The following is a 23,840-nucleotide window of genomic DNA, read 5'->3' on the forward strand; positions in this document are numbered from 1 at the left end:
GCCGGGCACGTTGTTTCTGGGAGCTCATCCCTCAGACTTGAGCTCGCGGTGGGCAGGGAATTTTTTCTCGAACTGGGCAAGCCAGTCGATCAGCGGCGCATGATCGGCTTCCCACTGGTCCTTGAAGCGCAGGTCGAGATAGTCGAGCGTCGCGGCCAGCGCGAAGTGTCCGCCATTGAGCTTCTTGCCTGTTTTCGGCGGGTTGGCGCTGAGATGAGCGAGCCCGCTCGTCGCCTTCTTCCATTGCCGGTCGATCCACGGCTGGTGAACCTTCTCCTCGTCGCGGAAGCGCCGCTCGTAGACGATCGCCAGCAGGCAATCGCAGATGCCGTCGCAGAGCGCCTCGAGGATTTCAGCATCCGTGCGCTTGCCCTTCTTGGAGGGGTAGAGCCCGCCCTTCGTCAGCCGGTCGAAATAATGCATGATCGCCACGCTATCGTATATCGAGACCTCGTCATCGGTCAGAAGCGTCGGGATCTTGCCGAGCGGATTGTTGTCCACCAGGATCGCCGGTCCGGTATTGGTGTCGACCCGGATGGCGTTTAACTCCAGCCCCAGAAAATGCGCGGCCATCCGCACCTTGTTGGAATAGGGCGAGGCGGGCGAACAAAGGAGCTTCATGGGACACCTGATGAGGTTGTAGACTGCGGCGCGGACTATTCCTGAAGGCGATTGGCTGGTCAATCGTCCTTGACGGCCTTGTTTTCGCCGCGCAGCCAGAAGGCGCGGTGCGAGGCGAAGCGGTCTTGCGCCAGATGATCCTTCAATGCGGGCAGCAATTGGTGCAACTCGTCCTTCAGTGTGAAGGGCGGGTTGACGATGACGAGTCCGGAGCCCGTCAGTCCGGTAATGCCGCGGTCGCTGCGAACGGCAAGTTCGGCGCAGAGCATTTTCGGGATGTCGAGCGCCTGCAGCCTCTCGTGGAATTCCTTGACCGGCGCGCCCTTCTTCAGCGGATACCACAGGCAATAGGTGCCGCCGGGAAAGCGCCGATAGGCCTTTTCCAGCCCCTCGGCCAGCCGCTGATATTCGTCCTCCTCCTCGAAGGGCGGATCGACGAGCACAATGCCGCGCTTCTCCTTCGGCGGCAGATGCGCGCCGAGTGCCAGCCAGCCGTCAAGCTCGGTGATGCGGGCGTGGTGATCGCCCTCGAACAGCCGGTGCAGCCTGACATAGTCCTCGGGATGCAGTTCCATCGCCGACAGCCGGTCTTGCGGCCGGAACAGCATGCGCGCAAGTTTCGGCGAGCCGGGATAGAAGCGGATACCGCCCTGCGGATTGAGTTCGCGGATCGCCGAGAGGTAGGGCTCCAGCAGTTCAGAGATTTGAGGGCCGAGTTCTGCCTCCATCAGCTTGCCGATGCCATCGAGCCATTCGCCGGTTTTCTGCGCTTCTTCGGAGGAGAGGTCGTAGAGCCCGATGCCGGCATGCGTGTCGAGCACGCGGAAGCCGCCATCCTTCTTCTGCATGTAGCGGATCAGCCGCGTCAGCACGACATGTTTCAGCACATCGGCAAAGTTGCCCGCGTGATAGATGTGGCGGTAGTTCATTTTTGCTGATGTCCGTATGAATTCGCGTCATGGGGAATTTTTGTGGCTTTTGGCCGTGCAAGCCTTGGAATATACAAATGCCATGAACATTGCGACCCCCATCCACGCCAAATCATCCAAGCCCGAGAATAGGGTAGGCCACACTGCCTGTCCGCATGACTGTCCCTCCACCTGTGCGCTGGAGATCGAGATATCGGAGGATGGCCGCATCGGCCGTGTGCGCGGCGCCAATGACCATTCTTACACGTCAGGTGTCATCTGCGCCAAGGTCGCCCGTTATGCCGAGCGGCTCTACCATCCCGACCGCCTGATGCATCCGCTACGCCGCGCCGGCGCCAAGGGGGCAGGGCAGTGGCAGCAGATTTCCTGGGACGATGCGCTGGACGAGATCGCCGAAGCCTTTGTGAAGTCCGAGGCAAGGGACGGCAGCGAGGCGATCTGGCCCTATTTCTACGCCGGCACCATGGGCTGGGTGCAGCGCGATTCCATCGATCGCCTGCGTCATGCCAAGCGTTACTCCGGCTTCTTCTCCTCGATCTGCACCAACCCCGCCTGGACCGGCTTCACCATGGCGACCGGCACGCTGCGCGGTCCCGATCCGCGCGAGATGGGCCGCACCGATTGCGTCGTCATCTGGGGCACCAACGCGGTGTCGACCCAGGTCAACGTGATGACCCACGCCATCAAGTCGCGCAAGGAGCGCGGCGCGAAGATCGTCGTCATCGACATTTACGATAATCCGACGATGAAGCAGGCCGACATGGCGCTGATCGTCAGGCCGGGTACCGACGCCGCGCTCGCCTGCGCCGTCATGCACATCGCCTTCCGCGACGGTCATGCCGAGCGCGAATACATGGCGAGATATGCCGATGATCCCGAGGGTCTCGAAGCGCATCTGAAAACCAAGACGCCGCAATGGGCCGCCGCTGTCACCGGCCTTTCGGTCGAGGAGATCGAAGCCTTCGCCAGCCTCGTCGGCACGACGAAGAAGACCTTCTTCCGCCTGGGTTACGGCTTCACCCGCCAGCGCAACGGCGCGGTCGCCATGCATGCGGCGGCCTCGATCGCTACCGTTCTCGGTTCCTGGCAATATGAGGGCGGCGGCGCCTTCCATTCGAACAGCGATATCTTCCGCATGAACAGTGCCGAACTGACCGGCCGATCGATGAAGGATGCTGATATCCGCATGCTCGATCAGTCGCAGATCGGCCGCGTGCTGACCGGCGATGCCGTGGCGCTGCGCCACCGCGGCCCTGTCACGGCGATGCTGATCCAGAACACCAATCCCGCAAACATCGCGCCCGAGCAGCGCCTCGTCAGACGCGGCTTCGCCCGCAACGACCTCTTCGTCGCCGTCCACGAGCAGTTCATGACCGAGACAGCCGATATTGCCGATATCGTCATTCCCGCGACGATGTTCGTCGAGCACGACGATATCTACCGGGCCGGCGGACAAAACCATATCCTGCTGGGACCGAAGCTGGTCGAGCCACCGCCCACCGTGCGCACCAATCTCTTCGTCATCGAGGAACTGGCCAAGCGCCTCGGCGTCGCCGATCGCCCCGGCTTCGGCTTCACCGCCCGTGAGATGGTCGACCGCATCCTCGAATCGAGCGGCCTGCCGGATTACGACCATTTCCTCGAACACAAATGGTTCGATCGCCAGCCTGCTTTCGAGGAAGCGCATTACCTGAACGGCTTTGCCCATCCAGATGGCAAGTTCCATTTCCGCCCGGACTGGATCAATCAGCCGGCGCCGAACAAACCACCGGCCGCGATCGGCGCGCTCGGTCCGCACGCCGCGCTACCGGCCTTTCCCGATCAGGTCGATGTCATCGAAGTCGCCGATCCCGAGCATCCCTTCCGCCTCGCCACGTCGCCGGCGCGCAACTTCCTGAATTCGAGCTTCTCCGAGACCAAGACCTCACGCCAGAAAGAAGGCCGCCCCGAGGTGATGATCAATCCGGCCGACGCCGAAGCCAACGGCATCGCCCACGGCGATCTTGTCCGCATCGGCAACAGCCGCGGCGATCTGCGCATCCACGCCCGCATCACCACCGAAGTGAAATCCGGCGTGCTGATTGCCGAGGGGCTCTGGCCGAACAAGGCGCATGTCGACGGCGAGGGCATCAACGTCTTGACCGGCGCCGACCCCGTCGCGCCTTATGGCGGGGCGGCCGTGCACGACAACAAGGTCTGGCTTCGCAGGGACGCAGCATGATGCAGCCGAAATCACGGGTGAAGATCGCCGGCGAGGAGACGCTGTCGAATGGGTGGACGCGGCTGAGCAGCTATCTCCTCGACTATATCGACCGCAAGGGCGCGACCCATCGGTTGAAGCGGGAAGTCTACCACCGCACGCCGGCCGCCTGCATCCTGCTTTATGATCCCAAGCGCGACCTCGTCGTTCTCGTCCGCCAATTCCGCCTCGCCGTTCATCTCAACGGCGATCCCGCCTGGATAATCGAGGTGCCGGCCGGCCTTCTCGACGATGACCATCCCGAAGCGGCGATCCGTCGCGAGGCGATGGAGGAGACCGGCTATCGCCTGCGCGATGCGCGCTTCCTGTTCAAATCCTACACCTCACCGGGTGCCGTCACCGAAGTGGTCCACTTCTTCGCAGCCCTCGTCGACATCGCTGACCGCGTGGCGGAAGGTGGCGGCCTGGACGAGGAGCACGAGGATATCGAGGTCCTCGAGATCCCGCTCGACGAGGCGGCGGCGATGATCGAAACCGGCGAGATCTTCGACGTCAAAACGATCGTGCTTCTGCAATGGGCCTTGTTGAACAGGGCAAGGCTGACGGCGTGAATCCGCGAGGCGGGCGCATCGGATCATTTCTAAAGCCCAAGTTTCCGCTTTAAGATGATACGGCGCGAAATTTCATACGACTGTCACGAAGCGGTTCTATCCGCTGCGGTTTGTCAATCATCGGATGCGGTCAGGAGAAAGCCCATGTGGCTCAGCAATTTCACCCTCGTTCTCCCAAACGAGGTGGTGAGTGAAGGTTCCGTGCGTGTTGAGGATGGAGCCATCGCCGAGATCAGGCCGGAGCCGGTCGCCGGTGCTGCCATCGACGGCGGCGGGCGGCTGCTGATGCCGGGATTCGTCGATCTCCACGGCGACATGATCGAGCGCGAGATCGCCCCACGGCCGAACGCGACGATGCCGATCGATTTCGGTATCCACGAACTCGACAAGAAGCTTGCCGCCGCCGGTGTCACCACGGCGTTTGCCGCCGTCTCCTTTGCGACCGAAAGCGTCTACGGCCACGTCCGTTCGCTGGAGACGACATCAGCGGTGATCGAGGGCATCAATCGCCTGCGCGACGATCTGCTGATCGACCACCGCGTCCACGCCCGCTACGAAATCACCAATGTTGGTGCAACTCCTGCACTCGAACGCCTGCTGAATGCCGATCAGATCGACATGGTTTCGCTCACCGACCACACGCCGGGCCAGGGCCAGTACAACAACCTGCACAGCTACATTCTCAGCATTTCCGAGCGCCGCGCCATCTCCGAGGAAATGGCGGCGGAGATCGTTGCCAAGCGCATCGCCATGCGCAGCAATCCTGACATCGAGGCCAAGCTGAAGGAGATCGTCGCGCTGTCGCTGAAGCACAAGCTGTCGCTTGCCTCGCATGACGATGACAGCGTCGAAAAGGTCGCGGAGATGCACGATCTCGGCGTCACCATCAGCGAGTTTCCGGTCACCGCGCCTGCGGCAGAGGAAGCGCGCCGTCGCGGCCTCTGGACGTTGATGGGCGCGCCGAACGCGCTGCGCGGCCAGTCGATGTCGGGCAATCTCAGCGCGCTCGATGCTGCAAGGGCCGGCCTGCTCAGCGTCATCGCCGCCGATTATCATCCGGCCGCCTTCGTGCCCGGCATCTTCAAGCTTGCCGACATGGTGCAAGGCGGCCTGCCGGCAGCCGTTGCCATGGCGACCGGCAATGCGGCCCGCTCGGCCGGCCTGTCGGATCGTGGCGAGATCGCCGTCGGCCAGCGCGCCGATCTGGTCGTGGTCGAGCCGGGTGATATCAATCGTATCCGCGCCACCTTCCGCGCCGGCCGCTTCGTCTACAGCGACGGCACGCTGCATCCGTTAAGGGCGCTGGCGGCTTAGCTTTGATAGAACTTAATTGTCGCTGGGGCGGGCAGGGCCTGGCAACGCGTGCCGGGTTTGCAGCGTTAGATGTGATTGCCATAAAGGTGGTTTCTGCGTGAGAGTCCCCAGCGTGATCACCTTTAGGCAATATTCCGGGAAATGATCTTCAACTCTACGCGGACGTTCATGTCGATACGGCGCCATGTGGCCATTCCGGCGGTCTTTCTTCTGTCGGCGCTCCTCGGTGGATGCGACGGTTTCGGCTTCCATTCCTGGCAGTGGAACCAGAGAATAATTGTGGTCGTGGAAACGCCCACCGGAGAGCGCATAGGAGAGTCCGTCCAAAGAGTCAGCTGGTACGAAAGCCCCGCTTGGGCGCGGCTGGGTGACAGTGGCGGTTGGTTCAGCAGCGATCTCTCCGGTGAAGCGGTCGTGGTGGAGCTTGCTCCAGGTAGATACATCTTCGCGCTGCCGAAATCATATGATGGTATAGCGAGCGAGCAGGTTTTCAGGCCGCCCATCAGCAGATCAGGAAATGCCGCGAGCCTTCGCCAAGAAATCAGAGCACAAAACGATCACTTGGAGCGGTTGAGAGAGACGCGGGAAGTTCCGAGGTCGGCATATCCGGCATTGGTAACGTTTTCGGATTTGTCTGATCCCGCAACGGCACAAAAAGTCGATCCGGTAAATCTCAAGGCATCGTTTGGCTCAGGGTATCGACTTGTATCTATCAAACTCGCCATTACGGATGAGGCAAAGACCGAGGGCATCGTCCAGCGAGTCCTTGGACCGCGCTTCTTCGAAGATTGGGCTGGAAAGCGCGAAGCAGCATTCACAAGCAGCGGTCCTTTCAAAAAGCTTCCCTTTGCTTTTCAGCTTTCCCGAAACGATTTCATAACCGGAGAATAGCGTATGTCCATTTCATCGGAACTGATCATGGCGATCCTGTCGATGGAAAGCTATCTGCTGAGGGCAGATAGCTCTGTACTCTAACTAAGCGCGATCGCCGATCAGTGAAATCAGCTGAGCCTTGGATACAGCGGTCGAGGCCTCCACACCGACGGCCCTGCCGGCTTCCATCATCACGCGGCCCTCGGCAAAGAGCCGCAGCGCTTGCGGGTAGATCTGGTGCTCCACGGTGAGCACACGCGCAGCAAGGCTTTCGGCCGTGTCGCCGGAAAGAACCGGTACGGCCGCCTGGCCGATCACCGGCCCCTCATCCATGCCTTCGGTGACGAAATGCACCGTGCAGCCGGCGATCCGCATGCCGGCGTCGATTGCCCGCTGATGCGTATGCAGGCCGGGAAATAGCGGCAGCAGGGAAGGGTGGATGTTGAGCATCCGGCCTTCATAACGCTGGATGAAGGTCGCCGTCAGCAGCCGCATATAGCCTGCCAGGCAGAGAATGTCGGGTGAAAGCTCATCGAGCGCCGAAAAGATCGCCACTTCGTGCGCGTCCTTGCTGGCATAGTCCTTGCGGGGAAAAGCGAAGGTGGCAATGCCTTCGGCGGCTGCCTTTGCAAGCCCGCCGGCATCCGCCTTGTCGGAGATGACGCCGACGATCTCGGCCGGGTAGTCGGTTGCCTTCGCCGCCGCAACCAGCGCCATCATGTTGGAGCCGCTGCCTGATATGAAGACGACGGCGCGTTTGCGCGGCGAGCTCATATGGCAAGCGTACCCTTGTAGACCGTGCCGGCAGCGCCCTCGTCGCGGGCGATCATGCGGCCGAGCGTGACAACCGTCTCGCCCTCGGCTTCAAGTGCCGCGGAAACCATTGCGACGTTCTCGCCGGCAACGACGGCAATCATGCCGACGCCGCAGTTGAAGGTGCGCAGCATTTCTTTAGTCTCGACGCCGCCGGTCTTGGCGAGCCATGAAAACACTGGCGGCACCTCGACGGCGGCAAGATCGATCTCGGCCGCCAGATGCTTCGGCAGCACGCGCGGAATATTTTCCGGGAAGCCGCCGCCGGTGATGTGCGCCAGCGCCTTGATGGCGCCGGTCTCGCGGATCGCCTTCAGGAGCGGCTTCACATAGATCCGGGTCGGCTCGAGCAGGGCTTCGCCAAGCTTCTTGTCTTCGGCAAACGGCGCCAGCGCATCCCAATCGAGGCCGGACAATTCGACGATCTTGCGCACCAGCGAGAAGCCGTTGGAATGGACGCCGGAGGAGGCGAGGCCGAGGATCACGTCACCCTCGGCAATATCGCCTGATGGCAGGAGCTTGCCGCGTTCGGCAGCACCGACGGCAAAACCCGCGAGATCGTAGTCGCCGGAGGAATACATGCCGGGCATTTCGGCCGTCTCGCCGCCGATCAGCGCGCAGCCGGCCTCGCGGCAGCCGGCGGCAATGCCGCCGACGATGGCCGCACCCTGGTCGGGGTCGAGCTTGCCGGTCGCGAAATAATCGAGGAAGAACAGCGGCTCGGCGCCCTGCACCACGAGATCGTTGACGCACATGGCGACGAGGTCGATGCCGACGGTGTCGTGATAGTCGGCATCGATCGCGATCTTCAGCTTGGTGCCGACGCCGTCATTGGCGGCGACGAGAACCGGATCGGTAAAGCCTGCCGCCTTGAGATCGAAAAGCCCGCCGAAGCCGCCGATCTCGCCGTCGGCGCCGGGACGGCGGGTCGAGCGAACCGCCGGCTTGATCTTCTCGACGAGAAGGTTGCCGGCATCGATGTCGACGCCCGCATCGCTATATGTCAGGCCGTTTTTCCCAGACTGGCTCATGCTGGTCTCCGATGGCTATTTCAGGCGGCAAACGTGCCGCGTCATCTGCCGGTCGCAATTGCATGACAGGGGCTTTTATGCAAGCGCTGCATGGCGAAAGCTCCCAATTTCCCGCGTCTTCTTCCGGCCTTTCCGGGATTTGGCGCGACAGGGTTGACCATCTTTGCGCCTGCATCCTATGTGCTCAATGGCCGCTTCGTATCGGATGCGGCGTCAGACGGCGGCGAGCGATCAGCGGGGAAGCGATGCCACAGCAAGTCAGCGGCAACAGTCTCAAACGTCAGATTTTCTTCTGGCTGGCGGTTCTCGTCTTCTTCATCGTCTTTCTCTACGTCTTCAGCTCGATCCTGCTGCCCTTCGTCGCCGGCATGGCGATCGCCTATTTCCTCGATCCGGTGGCAGACAGGCTGCAGCGGCTGGGACTGAGCCGCATGATGGCGACTATCGGCATTCTCGTCGCTTTCGTGATCGTCTTCGCGCTGGCGCTGATGATCCTCATTCCGGTGCTGATCAGCCAGTTCAACGATTTCGCTCAACGTCTGCCGGGTTATATCAGCCAATTACAGCAGTTCATCGCGCAGGCGCAGAATTCGCTGCTGCCGGACTGGGTTGAGAACCAAGTGGGCACGATCAAGGACAATCTCTCGGGCATCCTGTCGGAGGGCATGGGCTTCCTCACCGGGCTCTTTGCGCAGATCTGGAATTCAGGCAAGGCGATCGTCGACGTCATATCGCTGCTCGTCGTCACCCCCGTCGTTGCCTTTTACATCCTGCTTGATTGGGACCGCATGGTTGCCAAGGTCGATCAGTGGATCCCGCGCGATTATGTCAGCGATGTCCGCCAGATCGCCAAGGAGATCGACCAGGCAATCGCCGGTTTCATCCGCGGCCAGGGCTCGCTCTGCCTCATCCTCGGCATTTATTATGCCGTCGGCCTCTCTCTCGTGGGGCTGAATTTCGGCCTGCTGATCGGCCTCTTCGCCGGCATGATCAGCTTCATTCCCTATGTCGGCTCGATGGTTGGTCTCGTGCTGGCGGTCGGCGTCGCGCTTGTGCAGTTCTGGCCGGATTATCCGTGGATCGGCCTGGTGCTCGTCGTTTTCTTCAGCGGTCAGTTCCTCGAAGGCAACATTCTGCAGCCGAAGCTCGTCGGCTCCAGCGTTGGCCTGCATCCGGTCTGGCTGATGTTTGCGCTCTTTGCCTTCGGCGTGCTCTTCGGTTTCGTCGGGCTTCTGGTCGCCGTGCCGGCGGCCGCGGCCGTCGGCGTCCTTGTTCGTTTCGCACTTTCACGCTACCTTCAGAGTGATCTTTATTTTGGCGGGTCGCCGAGTGGCAGTGCCCGGAAGACGAAATCAGTTCCCAATGAATGACGTGAAAAACGCTGATCCGAAGCGCAAGGCCGGAGAGCAGCTGCCGCTGGTCTTCTCGCACGATGCCGCAAGCGGGCGCGACGACCTCCTGATCTCGGAGCGGCTCGCCGCCGCCGTTTCGATCGTCGATGCCTGGCCGGCATGGCCATCGCCGGTGGTCGTGCTCGCCGGCCCCGTCGGCTCGGGAAAATCGCATCTCGCCCGCATCTGGCGGGAATTGAGCGGCGCCGTCGACATCCACCCCGAGCCTGGCTCGGACGCGGCGGTTGCCGCTGCCGCCGGCCCGGTGCTGTTCGAGGACGCCGACCGCCTCGGCTTCGACGACAATGCGCTCTTTCACGTCATCAACAGCGTCCGCGAAAACGGCACCAGCCTGTTGATCACCAGCCGTCTCTGGCCGATGTCGTGGCCGGTTTCGCTGCCCGATTTGCGCTCGCGCCTGAAAGCGGCGACCGTCGTCGAGATCGGCGAACCCGACGAGGCACTGTTGTCGCAGGTGATCGTCAAGCTCTTCGCCGACCGGCAGCTTTATATAGATGACAAACTCGTGCTTTATATCGTGAACCGGATGGAGCGGTCGCTGAACGCGGCCCAGACAATCGTCGAAAGGCTTGACCGGCTGGCCCTGTCGCGGGGCACGAAAATTACCCGGTCTCTTGCTGCCGAAGTATTGAATGAATTGGGAAATTCGGAACCGGCCGATTGATTGTCACAGTTCCGTCGTCAAACTGATATAATTGCCTTTGGCGATTGAAAACGGGGTAAGCGGACCATGGATAGCGCAGTCGCAGAACATCAGGAACTCACTCCGGAAATCAACGACAACACCCCCCCGCTGGAAGAGCTGCTCAAGAGCCCCGAGCGCTTCATCAACCGAGAATTCTCCTGGCTGCAGTTCAACCGCCGTGTCCTGGAAGAAACTTTGAATACCGAGCATCCGCTGCTCGAGCGTGTCCGCTTCCTGTCGATCTCGGCCGCTAACCTCGACGAGTTCTTCATGGTGCGTGTCGCCGGCCTCGAAGGCCAGGTACGCCAGAACATCGCCATCCGCAGCCCGGACGGCAAGACGCCGGCCGAGCAGCTCGATTCGATCCTGCACGAGATCGACCATCTGCAGATGGAGCAGCAGGCCTCGCTCGCGGTGCTGCAACAATATCTCGCCAAGGAAGACATCCTGATCGTGCGCCCCGGCGCCCTGAGCGAGGGCGACCGCCAGTGGCTGGCCGCCGAATTCGAACAGGCGATCTTCCCGGTGCTGACGCCGCTGTCGATCGATCCCGCCCACCCGTTCCCCTTCATTCCGAATCTCGGCTTTTCGATCGGTCTGCAGCTCGTCAGCAAGAACGGCCGCGAGCCGATGACGGCGCTGCTGCGCCTGCCGGTGGCGCTCGACCGCTTCGTCCGCCTGCCGGATGATGGAAACACAATCCGCTACATCACGCTGGAAGATGTCGCCAACATCTTCATCCATCGGCTCTACCCGGGTTACGAGGTGCAGGGCTCCGGTACGTTCCGCGTCATCCGCGACAGCGATATCGAAGTCGAGGAAGAGGCCGAGGATCTCGTCCGCTTCTTCGAAACGGCGCTGAAACGCCGCCGGCGCGGCAAGGTCATCCGCATCGAGACCGATTCGGAAATGCCGGCGTCGCTGCGCCAGTTCGTCGTCCAGGCGCTGAGCATCCCCGATAACCGCGTCGCCGTTCTGCCGGGTCTTCTGGCGCTGAACACGCTGTCGGAAATCACCAAGGCGCCGCGCGACGACCTGCGTTTTGCCCCCTACAATGCGCGATTTCCCGAGCGCGTCCGCGAGCACGCCGGCGATTGCTTCGCCGCCATCCGCGAAAAGGACATGGTCGTCCATCACCCCTACGAATCTTTCGACGTGGTGGTCCAGTTTCTTCTCCAGGCTGCGCGCGATCCTGACGTCCTGGCGATAAAGCAGACGCTTTACCGCACCTCCAACGACAGCCCGATCGTTCGCGCGCTGATCGATGCCGCCGAAGCCGGCAAGTCGGTGACGGCGCTGGTCGAGCTCAAGGCCCGCTTCGACGAAGAGGCAAACATCCGCTGGGCGCGCGACCTCGAGCGCGCCGGTGTCCAGGTCGTCTTCGGCTTCATCGAGCTCAAGACCCACGCCAAGATGTCGCTGGTTGTCCGTCGCGAGGATGGCAAGCTGCGCACCTATTGCCATCTCGGCACCGGCAACTATCACCCGATCACCGCAAAGATCTACACCGATCTTTCTTACTTCACCTGCAATCCCGTCATCGCCCACGACATGGCGAACATCTTCAACTTCATCACCGGCTACGGCGAGCCGGAACAGGGCATGCAACTCGCGATCTCGCCCTATACGATGCGCTCGCGCATCCTGCGTCACATCGAGGAAGAGGTCCAGCACGCTAGGAACGGCGCGCCGGCGGCGATCTGGATGAAGATGAATTCGCTTGTCGATCCCGACATCATCGACGCGCTCTATCGCGCCAGCCATGCCGGCGTCGAGATTGATCTCGTCGTGCGCGGCATCTGCTGCCTGCGTCCGCAGGTGGCCGGCCTTTCGGAAAAGATCCGCGTCAAGTCGATCGTCGGCCGCTTCCTCGAACACAGCCGCATCTTCTGCTTCGGCAACGGTCACGGCCTGCCGTCCGACAAGGCGCTGGTTTACATCGGCTCGGCCGATATGATGCCGAGAAATCTCGATCGCCGCGTCGAGACTATGGTTCCGCTTACGAATCCGACCGTTCACGAGCAGGTCTTGTCACAGATTATGCTCGGCAACGTGATTGACAATCAGCAAAGCTACGAGATATTGCCCGACGGTACGTCGCGTCGCATGGAAGTGCGCAGAGGCGAAGAACCGTTCAATGCGCAGCAGTATTTCATGACCAATCCGAGCCTGTCAGGCCGTGGTGAAGCTCTGAAGTCCAGTGCGCCGAAGCTGATCGCCGGCCTGCTCGAAGGCCGCAACAAAAAGTAAAACTGGACCTAAATGGTTGAATCTGAAGCCCAGGGGCGCCTTCCGGGGATCGCCCCGGTCTCCGTCGTCGATATTGGATCGAATTCCATTCGTCTTGTCGTCTATGAAGGCATGTCCCGTTCGCCGACCGTCCTCTTCAACGAAAAGGTCCTCTGCGGCCTGGGCAAGGGCGTAGCCCTCACCGGGAAGATGGATGAAGATAGCGTCAGCCGGGCTCTGGCAGCGCTGCACCGTTTCAAGGCTCTATCCGACCAGGCGCGCGCTGCCACCATGTATGTGTTGGCGACGGCGGCCGCGCGCGAGGCGAGCAACGGTCCTGATTTCATCCACCAGGCGGAAACTATCCTTAACCGCAAGGTCCGCGTGCTCTCCGGCGAGGAGGAGGCGAAATTCGCTTCGCTTGGTATCATCAGCGGCTTCTACAATCCTGACGGCATTGCCGGCGATCTCGGCGGCGGCTCGCTGGAACTGATTGATATCAAGGGCAAGGAGTTCGGCAAGGGCATCACGTTGCCGCTCGGCGGCCTGCGCCTGTCGGAATATGCCGGCGGCTCGCTCTCCAAGGCCCAGACCTTTGCCCGCAAGCAGTTGAAGACGGCAAAGCTGCTATCGAAAGGCGAGGGGCGCACCTTCTACGCCGTCGGCGGCACCTGGCGAAACATCGCCAAGCTGCACATGGAAATCACCCATTATCCGCTGCACATGATGCAGGGCTATGAGGTGCCGCTCGAAGCAATGATGCAGTTTCTCGACCAGGTGGTGGCCGCGCGCGATTCCAGGGAGCCGGCGCTGCAGGCCGTTTCCAAGCACCGCCGTTCGCTGCTGCCCTTCGGCGCCGTCGCCATGAAAGAAGTGCTGAGCGCGATGAAGCCGTCGCTGATTTCCTTCTCGGCGCAGGGTGTGCGCGAGGGATATCTCTATTCGCTGCTGTCGGAGGCCGAGCGCCGCGCCGATCCACTGCTGGCCGCCGCCGGCGAACTGGCGATCCTGCGTGCCCGTTCGCCGGAGCATGCCCGCGAGCTCGCGGAATGGACCGGGCGCATGATGCCGCTCTTCGGCATCCAGGAAACCGACGAGGAAAGCCGCTACCGTCAGGCGGCCTGTCTGCTGGCCGATATCAGCTGGCGCGCCCATCCTGATTATCGCGGCCTGCAGGCGCTGAACGTCATCGCCCACTCTTCCTTCGTCGGCATCAGTCACCCCGGCCGCGCTTTCATCGCGCTGTCCAACTATTACCGTTTCGAAGGCCTGCATGACGACGGCGCCACCGGTCCGCTGGCGCAGATTGCCACGCCCCAGCTCATCGAGCGCGCCAAGCTGCTCGGCGGCATGCTGCGCGTCGTCTATCTCTTCTCGGCCTCGATGCCCGGCATCGTCAAGAACCTGACCTTCCGCAAATCGTCGAGCCCGGACCTAGACCTCGAATTCGTCGTGCCTCCGGAGTATCGCGACTTCGCTGGCGAACGCCTGGACGGCCGCCTGCAGCAGCTTTCGAAGTTGACGAACAAGCGGTTGGCGTTTCGGTTCGAATAGGGTAATTCCGCTGCTCGCCGTATTTGATCGTTTCTTTTCGTGCCGAAACCTCGCTCCTCCCTCATTCCTGTGCTTGTCACAGGAATCCAGCGCGCCCAAGTCCTTGGGCGCGAAAGACTCTTTCCCCTTGAGATATCGATGCAATCACGGGCGGACGCGCCGTGGCTGGATTGCTGTGACAAGCACAGGAATGAGGGAGGTTGAGGTAATGCCTTGCGCAAAAAAAAAGGGCGGCGCTGACCGCACCGCCCTCCAGATATCCTCAGGATTTTCCGCTTACTTCGCGTTCAAAAACTCGCCAACCTCAAGCAGGCTGAACTCGTTATTGTCGGCCTTGTCGGCGGCGCGGCCGGCCGAGAAGGGCAGGTTGTTGTCGTTGCCGATGATGATGTGCGTGGTGTCGACGCGGTCGACGTTTTCGATCGTCACGAACGGCATGTCGTAGACGCCGTCCTTGCTGCCGGCCTTCTTCTTGTTGTCGGGGTCCTGGATGTTCATGAGGTCGATATAGCCGATCTTGCGGACGGCCTTGCCGACATTGGCATCGTTGAACTCGATCTTGTAGACGCGCTTCAGCACGGCCGGAGCTTCGAAGCAATCCGGCTTCGGCTGTTTCGGGTCTGCGCAGGCCTTGTCCGTCGTGCCAGCGCCGTTGTCGCGCTCGATGACGAGAGCGGTCGTGTCGTCGAGCATGTTGAAGTCGCCGATCGACACGCCCTTGTCCTCGAACGGATAGAGCCAGCTGCGGCCGGTCCACTTCTTCGAAGCGACATCGAATTCGATGACGCGGATGGCGGTGTGGCCGTCGACCGTTTCCACCGTGCCGTCATCCTTGTATATGGCGCCCTCGAGCAGGCCGTAGAGCTTGGCGCCGTCCTTCGACATGGCGAGGCCTTCGAAGCCGCCGGAGCGCTTCAGATTGAAGACCGGCATCTTCGCAGCCGGGTTGGCCGGAACCGAGAGAAGCGGATTGTCGGGCGAAAGCACCGGCTTGCCGTCGAGCGTCGTCGGGATGACGTCGGTGAGGCGGCCTGACGTGTCGAACTTCAGGATGTAGGGACCGAATTCGTCGCCGATCCAGAAGCCGTCGGCAACCGGCTGGATCGATTCGATATCGAAGTCGGCGCCGGTGAGATAACGCGTGTCGGTGCCTTCAAGCACGATCGGGAACGGGGCGATCTTGTTGGGGTCGGAGAGGAAGAGGTTCTTGACGACTTCAGCCTTGTTGCCGGCCCAGTCGAACTTCATCTGGTGCAGGAAGAGCATGGAGTCCGACGAATTGGACTTCGAGCCGAAACCGTTGTCGGAGAGCGTCCAGAAGGTGCCGTCGACCATCGTCTTGACGCCGGAGAAGCCCTGGATCGGCTGGCCGTCGAAAGGAAGCTTCAGGTCGGTGACGCGGGCGCCGTCCTTACCGGGGGCGGTGCCGAGCGCTTCGGTACGCTTGCGGTCCGGCGTTGTAAACTTGCCGGAATGCTTGAGGAATTCGGGGGCATCGGCCGGCGCCGGAACCATGGTATTGGCAGGCAGGATCGCCTGGCCGGCGAGCTTGGCCGGAAACTGCTGCTGGTCGGCCGAAGCGGAGCCCGCGACCAGGATGAAAAGCGATACGGAAGCAATAAGGACGTTCTTCATAATATCCCCGTGGAGCGGATTGCAAAGGCCTTCCGCTTAACAGGGCTTTAATGTCAGCGAATTGACGGCTGGATGAAGCTTTGGTGACGTGAAGGTCAGACGGTGCTCAGCCGTGCAGAATGGCCGCCGGCGTGTTCAGGACGGTGACCGCGCGCGAGGAAAGCGCCATGACGCCCAGTGCCTGGCCGCGCCCCTTGACGGCATGGGTGCCGAGATCCTCGCAGGATATGTCGTCGGGAAATTTCATGCGCCTGGCAAGCTCGCTGGAGATCAGCACCGATCGGTTCAAACTGCGGCAGAGCGTCTCCAGCCGGGCGGTGGTGTTCACCGTATCGCCGAAATAGCTGATCTTGTGATGGTCGACGCCGATTTCGGCGGTGATGATCTCGCCGCCGTGGAGGGCGGCGCGGAGCTTCGGCACCTGCCCGTAATTCTTTCGCCAGCCGGCGGCATTGGCGTCGATATCGGCGAGGATATCGAAGATGCAGCGCACGCAACGCGCATCCTTGACGCCGCGGGCAAGTGGCCAGGTGATGATCGCAGCATCGCCGACATAGTCGTTGATCATGCCCTTGTGACGCCTGACGGGCTCGGCGAAGGTCGCAAACAGCGAGCTCAGCAGTTGTTGCGCCCTGAGGTCGCCGTGCTTTTCGGCAAAAGCCGTCGAATCGACGAGGTCGATGAACAGGAAGACGCGCTCTTCCCTGACCGGATTGCGGTAGCGGCTGATGAGCATGCTGAGGAAAACTTCACGACCAAGCAGTTCCCGCACGCGCAAGACGAAGATCAGCATCGTGCAGACCGCAAGCGCATAAAGGAAGACCTCGAACGGCATGATGACGAGGTCGAGGAGCGACACCGGCTTCACCATGCCGAGCCACCAGAGCAGCAGGCCGGCGCAGGCAAAGCCGACGCTCATCAGGATTTCGTAGATCAGCAGCTCGGTGATGATGAAGGCGAAAGTCGGCAGCTTCTGGATGCGCCTGTAGAGTGCTCGAAACAGCACCTTGCGCTCGAAAGCGAGAATCGGCATGCCGATGAAGAGCGCGAAGATCGCCCCGATGATCGGCGTCTGATTGGAGTAGAACATCAGATCATAGATGACGCCGCTGGCCGCAAGGACGATCGTGATCAGGATCCAATTCTGTGTCGGAGATATTTCCCGCATGCCGCCTCTGCGCCGTGATGTTTCTTCCCGTCATTGTTTCAGGCCGGAAAAAACCGTCAAGCGAATTCGAATAGGGATCTCAGAGGCTGACAGTTTCGACCTTCCGGTCGACGAAGCGCAGAGCGATCGCGCCCTGAATCAGTTGCAGTGCCGGCTCGCCGAAAAGATCGCGCCGCCAGCCGTGCAGGGCAGCGACTTCGGCCTTCTCGCCCTCGGCGGCGATCCTGTCGAGATCTTCGCTATTGGCGATCACCTTCGGCGCCACGCCGTGTTTTTCCGAAATCAGCTTCAGCAGAACCTTCAACAATTCAACGGCAGCAGCGGCCCCTTCGGGCGCCTGCGCCTGGCGTGGCACATGCGGCATATCGGCCTTCGGAAGAGCAAGAGCGGTGTTGACGGCCTCGATAACCGCGGCGCCGGAAGTTGAGCGCTCCCAACCCTTCGGAATGGTGCGCAGACGGCCGAGCGCCTCGGTATCCTTGGGCTGCTGCTGGGCGATCTCGTAGATCGCATCATCCTTCAGCACCCGCGAACGCGGCACGTTGCGGGCGCGTGCCTCGCGTTCGCGCCAGGCGGCGACATATTTCAGGATCGCCAGCTCCTGCGGCTTGCGCAGGCGCATCTTCAGCCGCTGCCACGCATCGTCTGGATGCATGTCGTAGGTTTCGCGCGACTCGAGAACGTCCATTTCCTCGGAGAGCCAGGAGGTGCGGCCTTCGCGTTCGAGTTCCGCCTTCAGCGACAGGTAGACGTCGCGCAGGTGGGTGACGTCGGCCAGCGCATAATCCAGCTGTTTGTCCGAGAGCGGCCGGCGGCTCCAGTCGGTGAAGCGCGACGACTTGTCGATATGGACGTTCTTGATGCGGCTGACCAACTGGTCATAGGAGACGCTGTCGCCGAAGCCGCAGACCATTGCGGCGACCTGCGTGTCGAAGATCGGATGCGGAATGAGATTGCCGCGATTGAAGATGATTTCGATGTCCTGGCGCGCCGCATGAAAGACCTTCAGCACCTTCGTATCGGCCATCAGCTCGAAGAAGGGGGCGAGATCGATGCCCTTGGCTAGCGGATCGACGAGAACCTCCGTCGTCGGGCTTGCCATCTGGATCAGGCAGAGCTCCGGCCAGAAGGTCGTTTCGCGCAGGAATTCGGTGTCGATGGTGATGAAGTCGGACTTGGCCAGCTCTTTGCAGGCGGCCGCCAAATCGGCGGTGGTTTCGATCATATCAATTCATTCGCAAGGAAAAGGTCGGTTAAACCTTCCTTCTCCTTTCGGTTCGATATGTCAATACAACAGCATACGCTTCGAGCATTGCTGGCTAAGAATCACGTCCAAACTGAGGCACGGCGCGATGCATGGCGGCAATCGCGGTGAAAGTGCAGGAATCCTCAGCTGACCCTGAGATAACTCGTCATGCCCGTCTTCTGGTGCTCGATGATATGGCAATGCAGCAGCCAGTCACCGGGATTATCGGCGACGAAGGCAAGCTGCACCTTCTCGTCCGGCTGAATGAGATAGGTGTCGGAGACCAGCGGCATCACCTCCCGCGTCGAGGAGGAGATCACCGTGAAGCTCATCCCGTGCAGATGGATCGGATGCGTATGCGGCGTGGTATTCTCCAGATTGAAGACATAGCTCTTGCCGAGCTTCAATTCCGCAAGCGGCGCCGTCGGATCGGGCGTGTCGCCTGGCCACGGCACCTTGTTGATGGCCCAGAAACTGTAACCGAGCGTGCCGCAGATGCTTTCGACGGCGGCATTCTCGGCAGTTGCGCTCAGCACTAGGGGTATCTGCTCGGCGACGGAAAGATCGGCCTTCTGGACGGGATTGTCGACAAGCGGTCCGAGATCGCCGATGGCGCGCTTCAACGATGACCCGACCGCGCGCAGGCTGGCGATCGTCTTCGGCGCCGTGCCGCGGATATCCTCGAGCGTCGCGACCGCGCCTTCATCATCTGGCATTCGCACGGCAAGATCGAGCCGTTGACCCGGTCCGATCTGCAGGAGGTCGAGGGAAAAACGCTTCGGCACCGGATTGCCGTCGATCGCAATCACGGTGGCCTCGGCGCCTTCCATCTTCAGCGAGAAGATCCGCGTCACGTCGGTGACCGCAATGCGTAGCCGAACTAGCCCGCCGGCCGGCGCGTCATATCGCGGCTCCTGATGCCAGTTGGCGGTCCGCACCGTGCCGTAGGTGCCGGTCTTGGCAGCGTCGCGCGGCCGGAAAGGGGCAATGAATTGTCCGTTGCCGCCGAGCCGCCAGTCGCGCAGGTTCAGCACCACCTCCGCATCGAATTCCGGATCGGCCGGATCTTCGACGACGATGACGCCGGTCATGCCGTGCCCCATCTGCGTCAGCGTGTTGCAATGCGGATGATACCAGAATGTGCCGGCATCGGGCGGCGTGAAGGAATAGTCGAAGCTGTCGCCGGTATAGACGTAGGGCTGCGTCATGAACGGCACGCCGTCCATGCGGTTGTCGATGCGAAGCCCGTGCCAGTGGATCGTCGTCGGCTCGTCGAGACCGTTTTTCAGCCGCGCCGCATAGGGTCGCCCCTTCCTCATCCTGAGAATCGGCGGCATGCCGTCATGGCCCCAGCTCATGATATCCTTGGTCGGTCCCGCCTCGGTCAGCATGGCTTCGGTCTTCACCGCCGTCAGCAGCTGCGGTTCGGGAGCCGCCGCGGCAAATCCGAATTTACCGGCAATGCCGATGCCGACGCCATAGGCACCCGCCACAGCGGATGCCTTCAAGAGGTTGCGTCGGTTAAGGAGAGGCATGCGGATGCTCCACGGTGAGAAATGCCGATCCTTTTAAAGTTGACCAGCATCTTCATCAATACAGGAAGCGTAGCCAAACTGCCGCAGCATACCGGTCGCAGCCTCGCCACAAACGCGTGTCAAACGCTCGGCCGCGCGCGCCAAGCCTTGACAAATCGGAGCGTCCATGCGCTTTTCCGCCCGATTTTCTTGTCGGCGCTTGAGGGTCTTGGAACCCTTGCTGCCGTCTTAAGCCACATGCCAGGATTTGAGATCATGCATCGCTATCGCAGCCACACATGCGCCGCCCTCCGCAAGTCGGATGTCGGCTCGACCGTCCGTATCTCCGGCTGGGTCCATCGTGTCAGAGATCATGGCGGCGTGCTGTTCATCGATCTTCGCGACCACTACGGCATCACCCAGGTCGTTGCCGATCCCGATAGCCCGGCCTTCAAGATGGCGGAAACCGTGCGCGGTGAATGGGTCATCCGCATCGACGGCCTCGTCAAGGCGCGCACCGAAGATACCGTCAACAAGACCATGGCGACTGGCGAGATCGAGCTCTACGCACAGGAGATCGAAGTCCTCTCCGCCGCCAAGGAATTGCCGCTGCCGGTCTTCGGCGAACCGGACTATCCCGAAGACGTCCGCCTGAAGTATCGTTTCCTCGATCTTCGCCGCGAAACGCTGCACCGGAACATCGTCAAGCGCACCCAGGTCATCTCGGCCATGCGCCGCGAAATGGGCAATGTCGGCTTCACCGAATATACGACGCCGATCCTGACGGCCTCCTCGCCGGAAGGCGCGCGCGACTTCCTCGTGCCGTCGCGCATCCATCCCGGCACCTTCTACGCGCTGCCGCAGGCGCCACAGCAGTACAAGCAGCTGCTGATGGTGGCGGGTTTTGACCGCTATTTCCAGATCGCGCCGTGCTTCCGCGACGAAGACCCGCGCGCCGACCGCCTGCCGGGCGAATTCTACCAGCTCGACCTCGAAATGAGCTTCGTCACCCAGGAAGACGTCTGGAACACGATGGGCCCGCTGATGACCTCGATCTTCGAGGAATTCGCCGAAGGCAAGCCGGTCACCAAGGAATGGCCGCGCATCCCCTATGATGAGGCGATCCGCAAATATGGCTCCGACAAGCCCGATCTGCGCAACCCGATCGTCATGCAGGCCGTGACCGAGCATTTTGCCGGCTCGGGCTTCAAGGTTTTCGCGGGCATGATCGCCTCCAACCCGAAGGTCGAGATCTGGGCTATTCCGGCCAAGACCGGCGGTTCAAGAGCGTTCTGCGATCGCATGAATGCCTGGGCGCAGTCGACCGGTCAGCCTGGCCTCGGCTACATCTTCTGGCGCAAGGAAGGTGACAAGCTCGAGGGCGCCGGCCCGCTTGCAAAGAACATCGGCGAGGAGCGCACCGACGCGATCCGTACCCAGCTCGGCCTCGATGACGGTGACGCCTGCTTCTTCGTTGCCGGCGATCCGGCGAAGTTCTACAAGTTTGCCGGTGAAGCCCGCACCAAGGCCGGCGAAGAGCTGAACCTTGTCGATCGCGACCGTTTCGAACTCTGCTGGATCGTCGACTTCCCGTTCTTCGAATGGAGCGAGGAAGAAAAGAAGGTCGATTTCGCCCACAACCCGTTCTCGATGCCGCAGGGCGGCCTCGATGCGCTTCAGAACCAGGATCCGCTGACCATCAAGGCGTTCCAGTATGACGCCGTTTGCAACGGCTTCGAAATCGCCTCGGGCTCGATCCGCAACCAGTCGCCGGAAACCATGGTCGCCGCCTTCGAGAAGGTCGGCCTCAGCCAGCAGGATGTCGAAGACCGTTTCGGCGGCCTCTACCGCGCCTTCCAGTACGGCGCGCCCCCGCATGGTGGCGCCGCCTTCGGCATCGACCGTATCGTCATGCTGCTCGTCGGCGCGAAGAACCTGCGCGAAATCTCGCTGTTCCCGATGAACCAGCAGGCCCAGGACCTGCTGATGGGTGCGCCGAGCCCGGCAGCGCCGACGCAGCTGCGCGAACTCTCGATCCGGCCGATCCCGCCGGTCAAGAAAGACTGAGATCGTCTGATCCCAAATGCAAAAGCCCGGCAAATCGCCGGGCTTTTCTGTTGGTCCGGTCGCTCACAATGCCGAGTAGATCGACTCGCGAAGATCGACTGTGAACTTGCCCCACATGCCCTCCAGCGTCGTGTTGGTCATTGCAACGACGGTCAACCCGTTGACCGGGTCGATGAACCAGCTATGGCCGTAGACGCCGCCCCACTTCAGCGTGCCCTTGGGGAAGGGGACGCCTGCCTCGGCCGGATTGGTGATGACTGACCAGCCGAAGCCAAAGCCGGAGCCGGGCTCGTGCTGCTGGCGGTGGCCGGCCGCCTGGTCAGTCATCATCATCCTTACGCTTTCGGTCGAGAGCAGTGGTGCGCCACCCCTACGGATGGTTTCGAGTATGGCCAGGATATCACCCGCCGTTCCCGCCATGCCGGCGCCGCCGGAATGATAGGAGGCGGGGTCGAAGATGCGGTTCGGCACGAAGCGGATCGGACCCATCAGCGACATCACCACCGCAGTCTCGCCCATCAGCGCCGGTTCCGGTGAAGCGTCCATATAGGCCGCTGCCAGCCGGCTGCGGTCGCGAACCGAAAACGCGGTATCGGCAAGTCCGAGTGGGTTCGTTACCAGATCAGCGATGGCCTCGCCCAGCGGCACGCCGGTTTCCACCTCGATGACGCCGCCCAGAACATCCATGGCGACGGAATATTGCCAGTCGCTGCCCGGCGCGAAGCGCAGCGGTGCGCTGGCGATCCGCCGCAGGTTCTCGGCCAGCGGCAGTCCGGGTTCAGCGAGGCCGTCGGAAACGCCGGCGCGGGCATAGGCATCGTCCTCTTCGAAGAAGCTGTAGCTGAGGCCGGACGTATGGGTCAGCAGGTGGCGGATGCGAATGGTTGCTTCGCCGCCGTCAGGCAGCCTCGGCCGGAAGTCCGGCAGCCATCTCGTCACCGGGTCGTCGAGCCCGATTCTTCCCTGCTCGACGAGCCGCATCGCGGTGATGGTGACGATCGGCTTGGTGATGGAGGCAAGCCGGAAGATAGTGTTCTCGTGCATTGCCAGACCGTTCTCGCGGTCGGCAAGACCGGCGGCACGGCGATGGACGATCTCTCCGTCGCGGGCGACGAACACCACCGTTCCCACAAGCCGTTTGTCGTCGAGCGCGCTTGTGATGGCCGCATCGACCGCTGCTGTCAGCGATGAATTCCTGTCGGCGTCTGCCATTTCAAGGGGAAGACTCATCAGATTAAACCTTCTATAATCACAATGACCGTTCCTGAATATAGAAGGTCGTTTCGAATTTCTAGAGTGATCATTGTGAAAAATAGACGAGACGTGGAAAATTCTACCGCCCGCCGCCGCGGCCGTCCGCCGGCCTTCGACCGCGAGACCGTGCTGTCGGCGGCGCGCGAGACCTTCTGGGCGCATGGATTTGAGGGCGCCTCGATCGCCGATCTCACCGCCGCCATGGGCATCACGCCGCAAAGCCTCTATGCCGCCTTCAACTCGAAGGCCGATCTTTACCGCGCCGCGCTGGAGCAATACCGAGGGCTGGGCTCCAATACGTTTTCCGCGCTCGGCGAGCCGATCGACACCGTCTCCGCCTTCGAGCGCATATTGCGGGGCTCGGCTGCAATTTTCTCGGCACCGGAGCATCCGAAAGGCTGCATGATCTCGACGGCCGTGCTGAACTGCGCCAGCGAGAACGCCGTGATCGCCGACCATGTCGCAGCGATGCGCCGTCGGTCGCTGGACGCTTTCACGGCGAGGATCGAGCGTGGCATCCGCGAGGGCGACATGAAGCCAGAGACGAACCCCCGCGCGCTGGCACGGTTCCTCGGCGCCATCATCCAGGGCATGTCGGTGCAGGCGAGGGACGGCGCATCGCTGGAGGAATTGCTTGATATCGCAGTCCTCGCCATCGCCGAGGTCGGCCGCCACCGCGCCTGA

19 protein-coding genes are annotated in these 23,840 nt (G+C 61.7%); 10 read left to right on the plus strand and 9 right to left on the minus strand.

Going from position 1 to position 23,840, the window contains the following annotated elements:
* Window positions 1–24: 24 nt before the first annotated feature.
* Together RlegSU303_RS06320 and RlegSU303_RS06325 are read right to left on the minus strand one after the other, a co-directional pair.
* Window positions 25–621 (minus strand): glutathione S-transferase family protein, encoded by a 597-nt coding sequence (locus RlegSU303_RS06320; protein ID WP_131622388.1) that lies wholly within the window; start codon window positions 619–621, stop codon window positions 25–27.
* 59 nt (window positions 622–680) lie between these two features.
* On the minus strand, window positions 681–1,550 hold the full coding sequence (locus tag RlegSU303_RS06325) for a 23S rRNA (adenine(2030)-N(6))-methyltransferase RlmJ (protein WP_131622386.1): 870 nt from the start codon (window positions 1,548–1,550) through the stop codon (window positions 681–683).
* 16 nt (window positions 1,551–1,566) lie between these two features.
* Here RlegSU303_RS06325 and RlegSU303_RS06330 point away from each other — a divergent pair, with 16 nt between their 5' ends.
* The 4 genes from RlegSU303_RS06330 to RlegSU303_RS06345 all read left to right on the plus strand — a co-directional run bounded on the left by RlegSU303_RS06330 (window position 1,567) and on the right by RlegSU303_RS06345 (window position 6,566).
* Entirely contained in the window at window positions 1,567–3,771 is a 2,205-nt protein-coding gene (locus RlegSU303_RS06330) for a molybdopterin-containing oxidoreductase family protein (RefSeq protein ID WP_168279949.1), read from the plus strand.
* Window positions 3,768–4,361 (plus strand): NUDIX domain-containing protein, encoded by a 594-nt coding sequence (locus RlegSU303_RS06335; protein WP_094086295.1) that lies wholly within the window; start codon window positions 3,768–3,770, stop codon window positions 4,359–4,361. Before RlegSU303_RS06330 ends, RlegSU303_RS06335 begins: the two co-directional genes overlap by 4 nt.
* Window positions 4,362–4,505: 144 nt before the next feature.
* Window positions 4,506–5,675: an alpha-D-ribose 1-methylphosphonate 5-triphosphate diphosphatase gene (locus RlegSU303_RS06340; RefSeq protein WP_131622382.1), complete on the plus strand. Its 1,170-nt coding sequence runs from the start codon at window positions 4,506–4,508 to the stop codon at window positions 5,673–5,675.
* A 168-nt stretch (window positions 5,676–5,843) separates the two neighbouring features.
* Window positions 5,844–6,566 (plus strand): hypothetical protein, encoded by a 723-nt coding sequence (locus RlegSU303_RS06345; protein ID WP_131622380.1) that lies wholly within the window; start codon window positions 5,844–5,846, stop codon window positions 6,564–6,566.
* Between the two features lie 84 nt (window positions 6,567–6,650).
* Here RlegSU303_RS06345 and purN read toward each other — a convergent pair whose 3' ends face one another.
* Window positions 6,651–7,322: a phosphoribosylglycinamide formyltransferase gene (purN, locus tag RlegSU303_RS06350; protein ID WP_168279947.1), complete on the minus strand. Its 672-nt coding sequence runs from the start codon at window positions 7,320–7,322 to the stop codon at window positions 6,651–6,653.
* Window positions 7,319–8,392, minus strand: coding sequence for a phosphoribosylformylglycinamidine cyclo-ligase (purM, locus tag RlegSU303_RS06355; RefSeq protein ID WP_168279946.1), 1,074 nt, complete (start codon window positions 8,390–8,392; stop codon window positions 7,319–7,321). The genes purN and purM overlap by 4 nt, the downstream gene beginning before the upstream one ends.
* A 245-nt stretch (window positions 8,393–8,637) precedes the next feature.
* On the opposite strand from purM, the gene RlegSU303_RS06360 reads away from it, so the two are divergent.
* From RlegSU303_RS06360 to ppx, 4 genes are all read left to right on the plus strand, one after another.
* Window positions 8,638–9,762: an AI-2E family transporter gene (locus RlegSU303_RS06360; RefSeq protein ID WP_131622373.1), complete on the plus strand. Its 1,125-nt coding sequence runs from the start codon at window positions 8,638–8,640 to the stop codon at window positions 9,760–9,762.
* On the plus strand, window positions 9,755–10,468 hold the full coding sequence (hdaA, locus tag RlegSU303_RS06365) for a DnaA regulatory inactivator HdaA (RefSeq protein WP_131622371.1): 714 nt from the start codon (window positions 9,755–9,757) through the stop codon (window positions 10,466–10,468). Before RlegSU303_RS06360 ends, hdaA begins: the two co-directional genes overlap by 8 nt.
* 66 nt (window positions 10,469–10,534) lie before the next feature.
* On the plus strand, window positions 10,535–12,739 hold the full coding sequence (locus RlegSU303_RS06370; RefSeq protein WP_231283579.1) for an RNA degradosome polyphosphate kinase: 2,205 nt from the start codon (window positions 10,535–10,537) through the stop codon (window positions 12,737–12,739).
* 12 nt (window positions 12,740–12,751) lie between these two features.
* Entirely contained in the window at window positions 12,752–14,272 is a 1,521-nt protein-coding gene (gene ppx, locus RlegSU303_RS06375; protein ID WP_231283580.1) for an exopolyphosphatase, read from the plus strand.
* Between the two features lie 276 nt (window positions 14,273–14,548).
* Here the strand turns inward: ppx and RlegSU303_RS06380 are convergent, their stop codons facing one another.
* The 4 genes from RlegSU303_RS06380 to RlegSU303_RS06395 form a co-directional block, all read right to left on the minus strand.
* Complete coding sequence (locus RlegSU303_RS06380; protein ID WP_131622364.1) at window positions 14,549–15,907, minus strand: esterase-like activity of phytase family protein; 1,359 nt, start codon at window positions 15,905–15,907, stop codon at window positions 14,549–14,551.
* A 106-nt stretch (window positions 15,908–16,013) separates the two neighbouring features.
* Complete coding sequence (locus RlegSU303_RS06385) at window positions 16,014–17,075, minus strand: adenylate/guanylate cyclase domain-containing protein (RefSeq protein WP_131622362.1); 1,062 nt, start codon at window positions 17,073–17,075, stop codon at window positions 16,014–16,016.
* 79 nt (window positions 17,076–17,154) lie between these two features.
* Window positions 17,155–18,300, minus strand: coding sequence for a ribonuclease D (gene rnd / locus RlegSU303_RS06390; RefSeq protein ID WP_027665291.1), 1,146 nt, complete (start codon window positions 18,298–18,300; stop codon window positions 17,155–17,157).
* Window positions 18,301–18,464: 164 nt separating this feature from the next.
* Window positions 18,465–19,856 (minus strand): multicopper oxidase family protein, encoded by a 1,392-nt coding sequence (locus RlegSU303_RS06395; protein ID WP_131622360.1) that lies wholly within the window; start codon window positions 19,854–19,856, stop codon window positions 18,465–18,467.
* A 255-nt stretch (window positions 19,857–20,111) separates the two neighbouring features.
* Between RlegSU303_RS06395 and aspS the strand changes: the two genes are divergently transcribed.
* On the plus strand, window positions 20,112–21,902 hold the full coding sequence (aspS, locus tag RlegSU303_RS06400; RefSeq protein WP_065282401.1) for an aspartate--tRNA ligase: 1,791 nt from the start codon (window positions 20,112–20,114) through the stop codon (window positions 21,900–21,902).
* A gap of 63 nt (window positions 21,903–21,965) precedes the next feature.
* Here the strand turns inward: aspS and RlegSU303_RS06405 are convergent, their stop codons facing one another.
* A complete protein-coding gene (locus RlegSU303_RS06405; protein ID WP_168276834.1) occupies window positions 21,966–23,132 on the minus strand; it encodes a serine hydrolase domain-containing protein in 1,167 nt (388 codons plus the stop codon).
* Window positions 23,133–23,198: 66 nt separating this feature from the next.
* On the opposite strand from RlegSU303_RS06405, the gene RlegSU303_RS06410 reads away from it, so the two are divergent.
* On the plus strand, window positions 23,199–23,840 hold the full coding sequence (locus tag RlegSU303_RS06410) for a TetR/AcrR family transcriptional regulator (RefSeq protein ID WP_231283581.1): 642 nt from the start codon (window positions 23,199–23,201) through the stop codon (window positions 23,838–23,840).

The sequence above is a fragment of the Rhizobium sp. SU303 genome, from assembly GCF_021052345.1.
Lineage (GTDB): Bacteria > Pseudomonadota > Alphaproteobacteria > Rhizobiales > Rhizobiaceae > Rhizobium > Rhizobium laguerreae.

Bases quoted from the DNA above. Each gene is read 5' to 3' on its own strand.
- aspS (WP_065282401.1), top strand. From the start codon at position 20,112: ATGCATCGCTATCGCAGCCACACATGCGCCGCCCTCCGCAAGTCGGAT.
- RlegSU303_RS06380 (WP_131622364.1), bottom strand. From the start codon at position 15,907: ATGAAGAACGTCCTTATTGCTTCCGTATCGCTTTTCATCCTGGTCGCG.
- RlegSU303_RS06340 (WP_131622382.1), top strand. From the start codon at position 4,506: ATGTGGCTCAGCAATTTCACCCTCGTTCTCCCAAACGAGGTGGTGAGT.
- hdaA (WP_131622371.1), top strand. From the start codon at position 9,755: ATGAATGACGTGAAAAACGCTGATCCGAAGCGCAAGGCCGGAGAGCAG.
- rnd (WP_027665291.1), bottom strand. From the start codon at position 18,300: ATGATCGAAACCACCGCCGATTTGGCGGCCGCCTGCAAAGAGCTGGCC.
- RlegSU303_RS06405 (WP_168276834.1), bottom strand. From the start codon at position 23,132: ATGAGTCTTCCCCTTGAAATGGCAGACGCCGACAGGAATTCATCGCTG.
- RlegSU303_RS06335 (WP_094086295.1), top strand. From the start codon at position 3,768: ATGATGCAGCCGAAATCACGGGTGAAGATCGCCGGCGAGGAGACGCTG.
- RlegSU303_RS06385 (WP_131622362.1), bottom strand. From the start codon at position 17,075: ATGCGGGAAATATCTCCGACACAGAATTGGATCCTGATCACGATCGTC.
- RlegSU303_RS06320 (WP_131622388.1), bottom strand. From the start codon at position 621: ATGAAGCTCCTTTGTTCGCCCGCCTCGCCCTATTCCAACAAGGTGCGG.
- RlegSU303_RS06330 (WP_168279949.1), top strand. From the start codon at position 1,567: ATGAATTCGCGTCATGGGGAATTTTTGTGGCTTTTGGCCGTGCAAGCC.
- RlegSU303_RS06325 (WP_131622386.1), bottom strand. From the start codon at position 1,550: ATGAACTACCGCCACATCTATCACGCGGGCAACTTTGCCGATGTGCTG.
- purN (WP_168279947.1), bottom strand. From the start codon at position 7,322: ATGAGCTCGCCGCGCAAACGCGCCGTCGTCTTCATATCAGGCAGCGGC.
- RlegSU303_RS06345 (WP_131622380.1), top strand. From the start codon at position 5,844: ATGTCGATACGGCGCCATGTGGCCATTCCGGCGGTCTTTCTTCTGTCG.
- RlegSU303_RS06360 (WP_131622373.1), top strand. From the start codon at position 8,638: ATGCCACAGCAAGTCAGCGGCAACAGTCTCAAACGTCAGATTTTCTTC.
- ppx (WP_231283580.1), top strand. From the start codon at position 12,752: ATGGTTGAATCTGAAGCCCAGGGGCGCCTTCCGGGGATCGCCCCGGTC.
- RlegSU303_RS06370 (WP_231283579.1), top strand. From the start codon at position 10,535: ATGGATAGCGCAGTCGCAGAACATCAGGAACTCACTCCGGAAATCAAC.
- purM (WP_168279946.1), bottom strand. From the start codon at position 8,392: ATGAGCCAGTCTGGGAAAAACGGCCTGACATATAGCGATGCGGGCGTC.
- RlegSU303_RS06395 (WP_131622360.1), bottom strand. From the start codon at position 19,856: ATGCCTCTCCTTAACCGACGCAACCTCTTGAAGGCATCCGCTGTGGCG.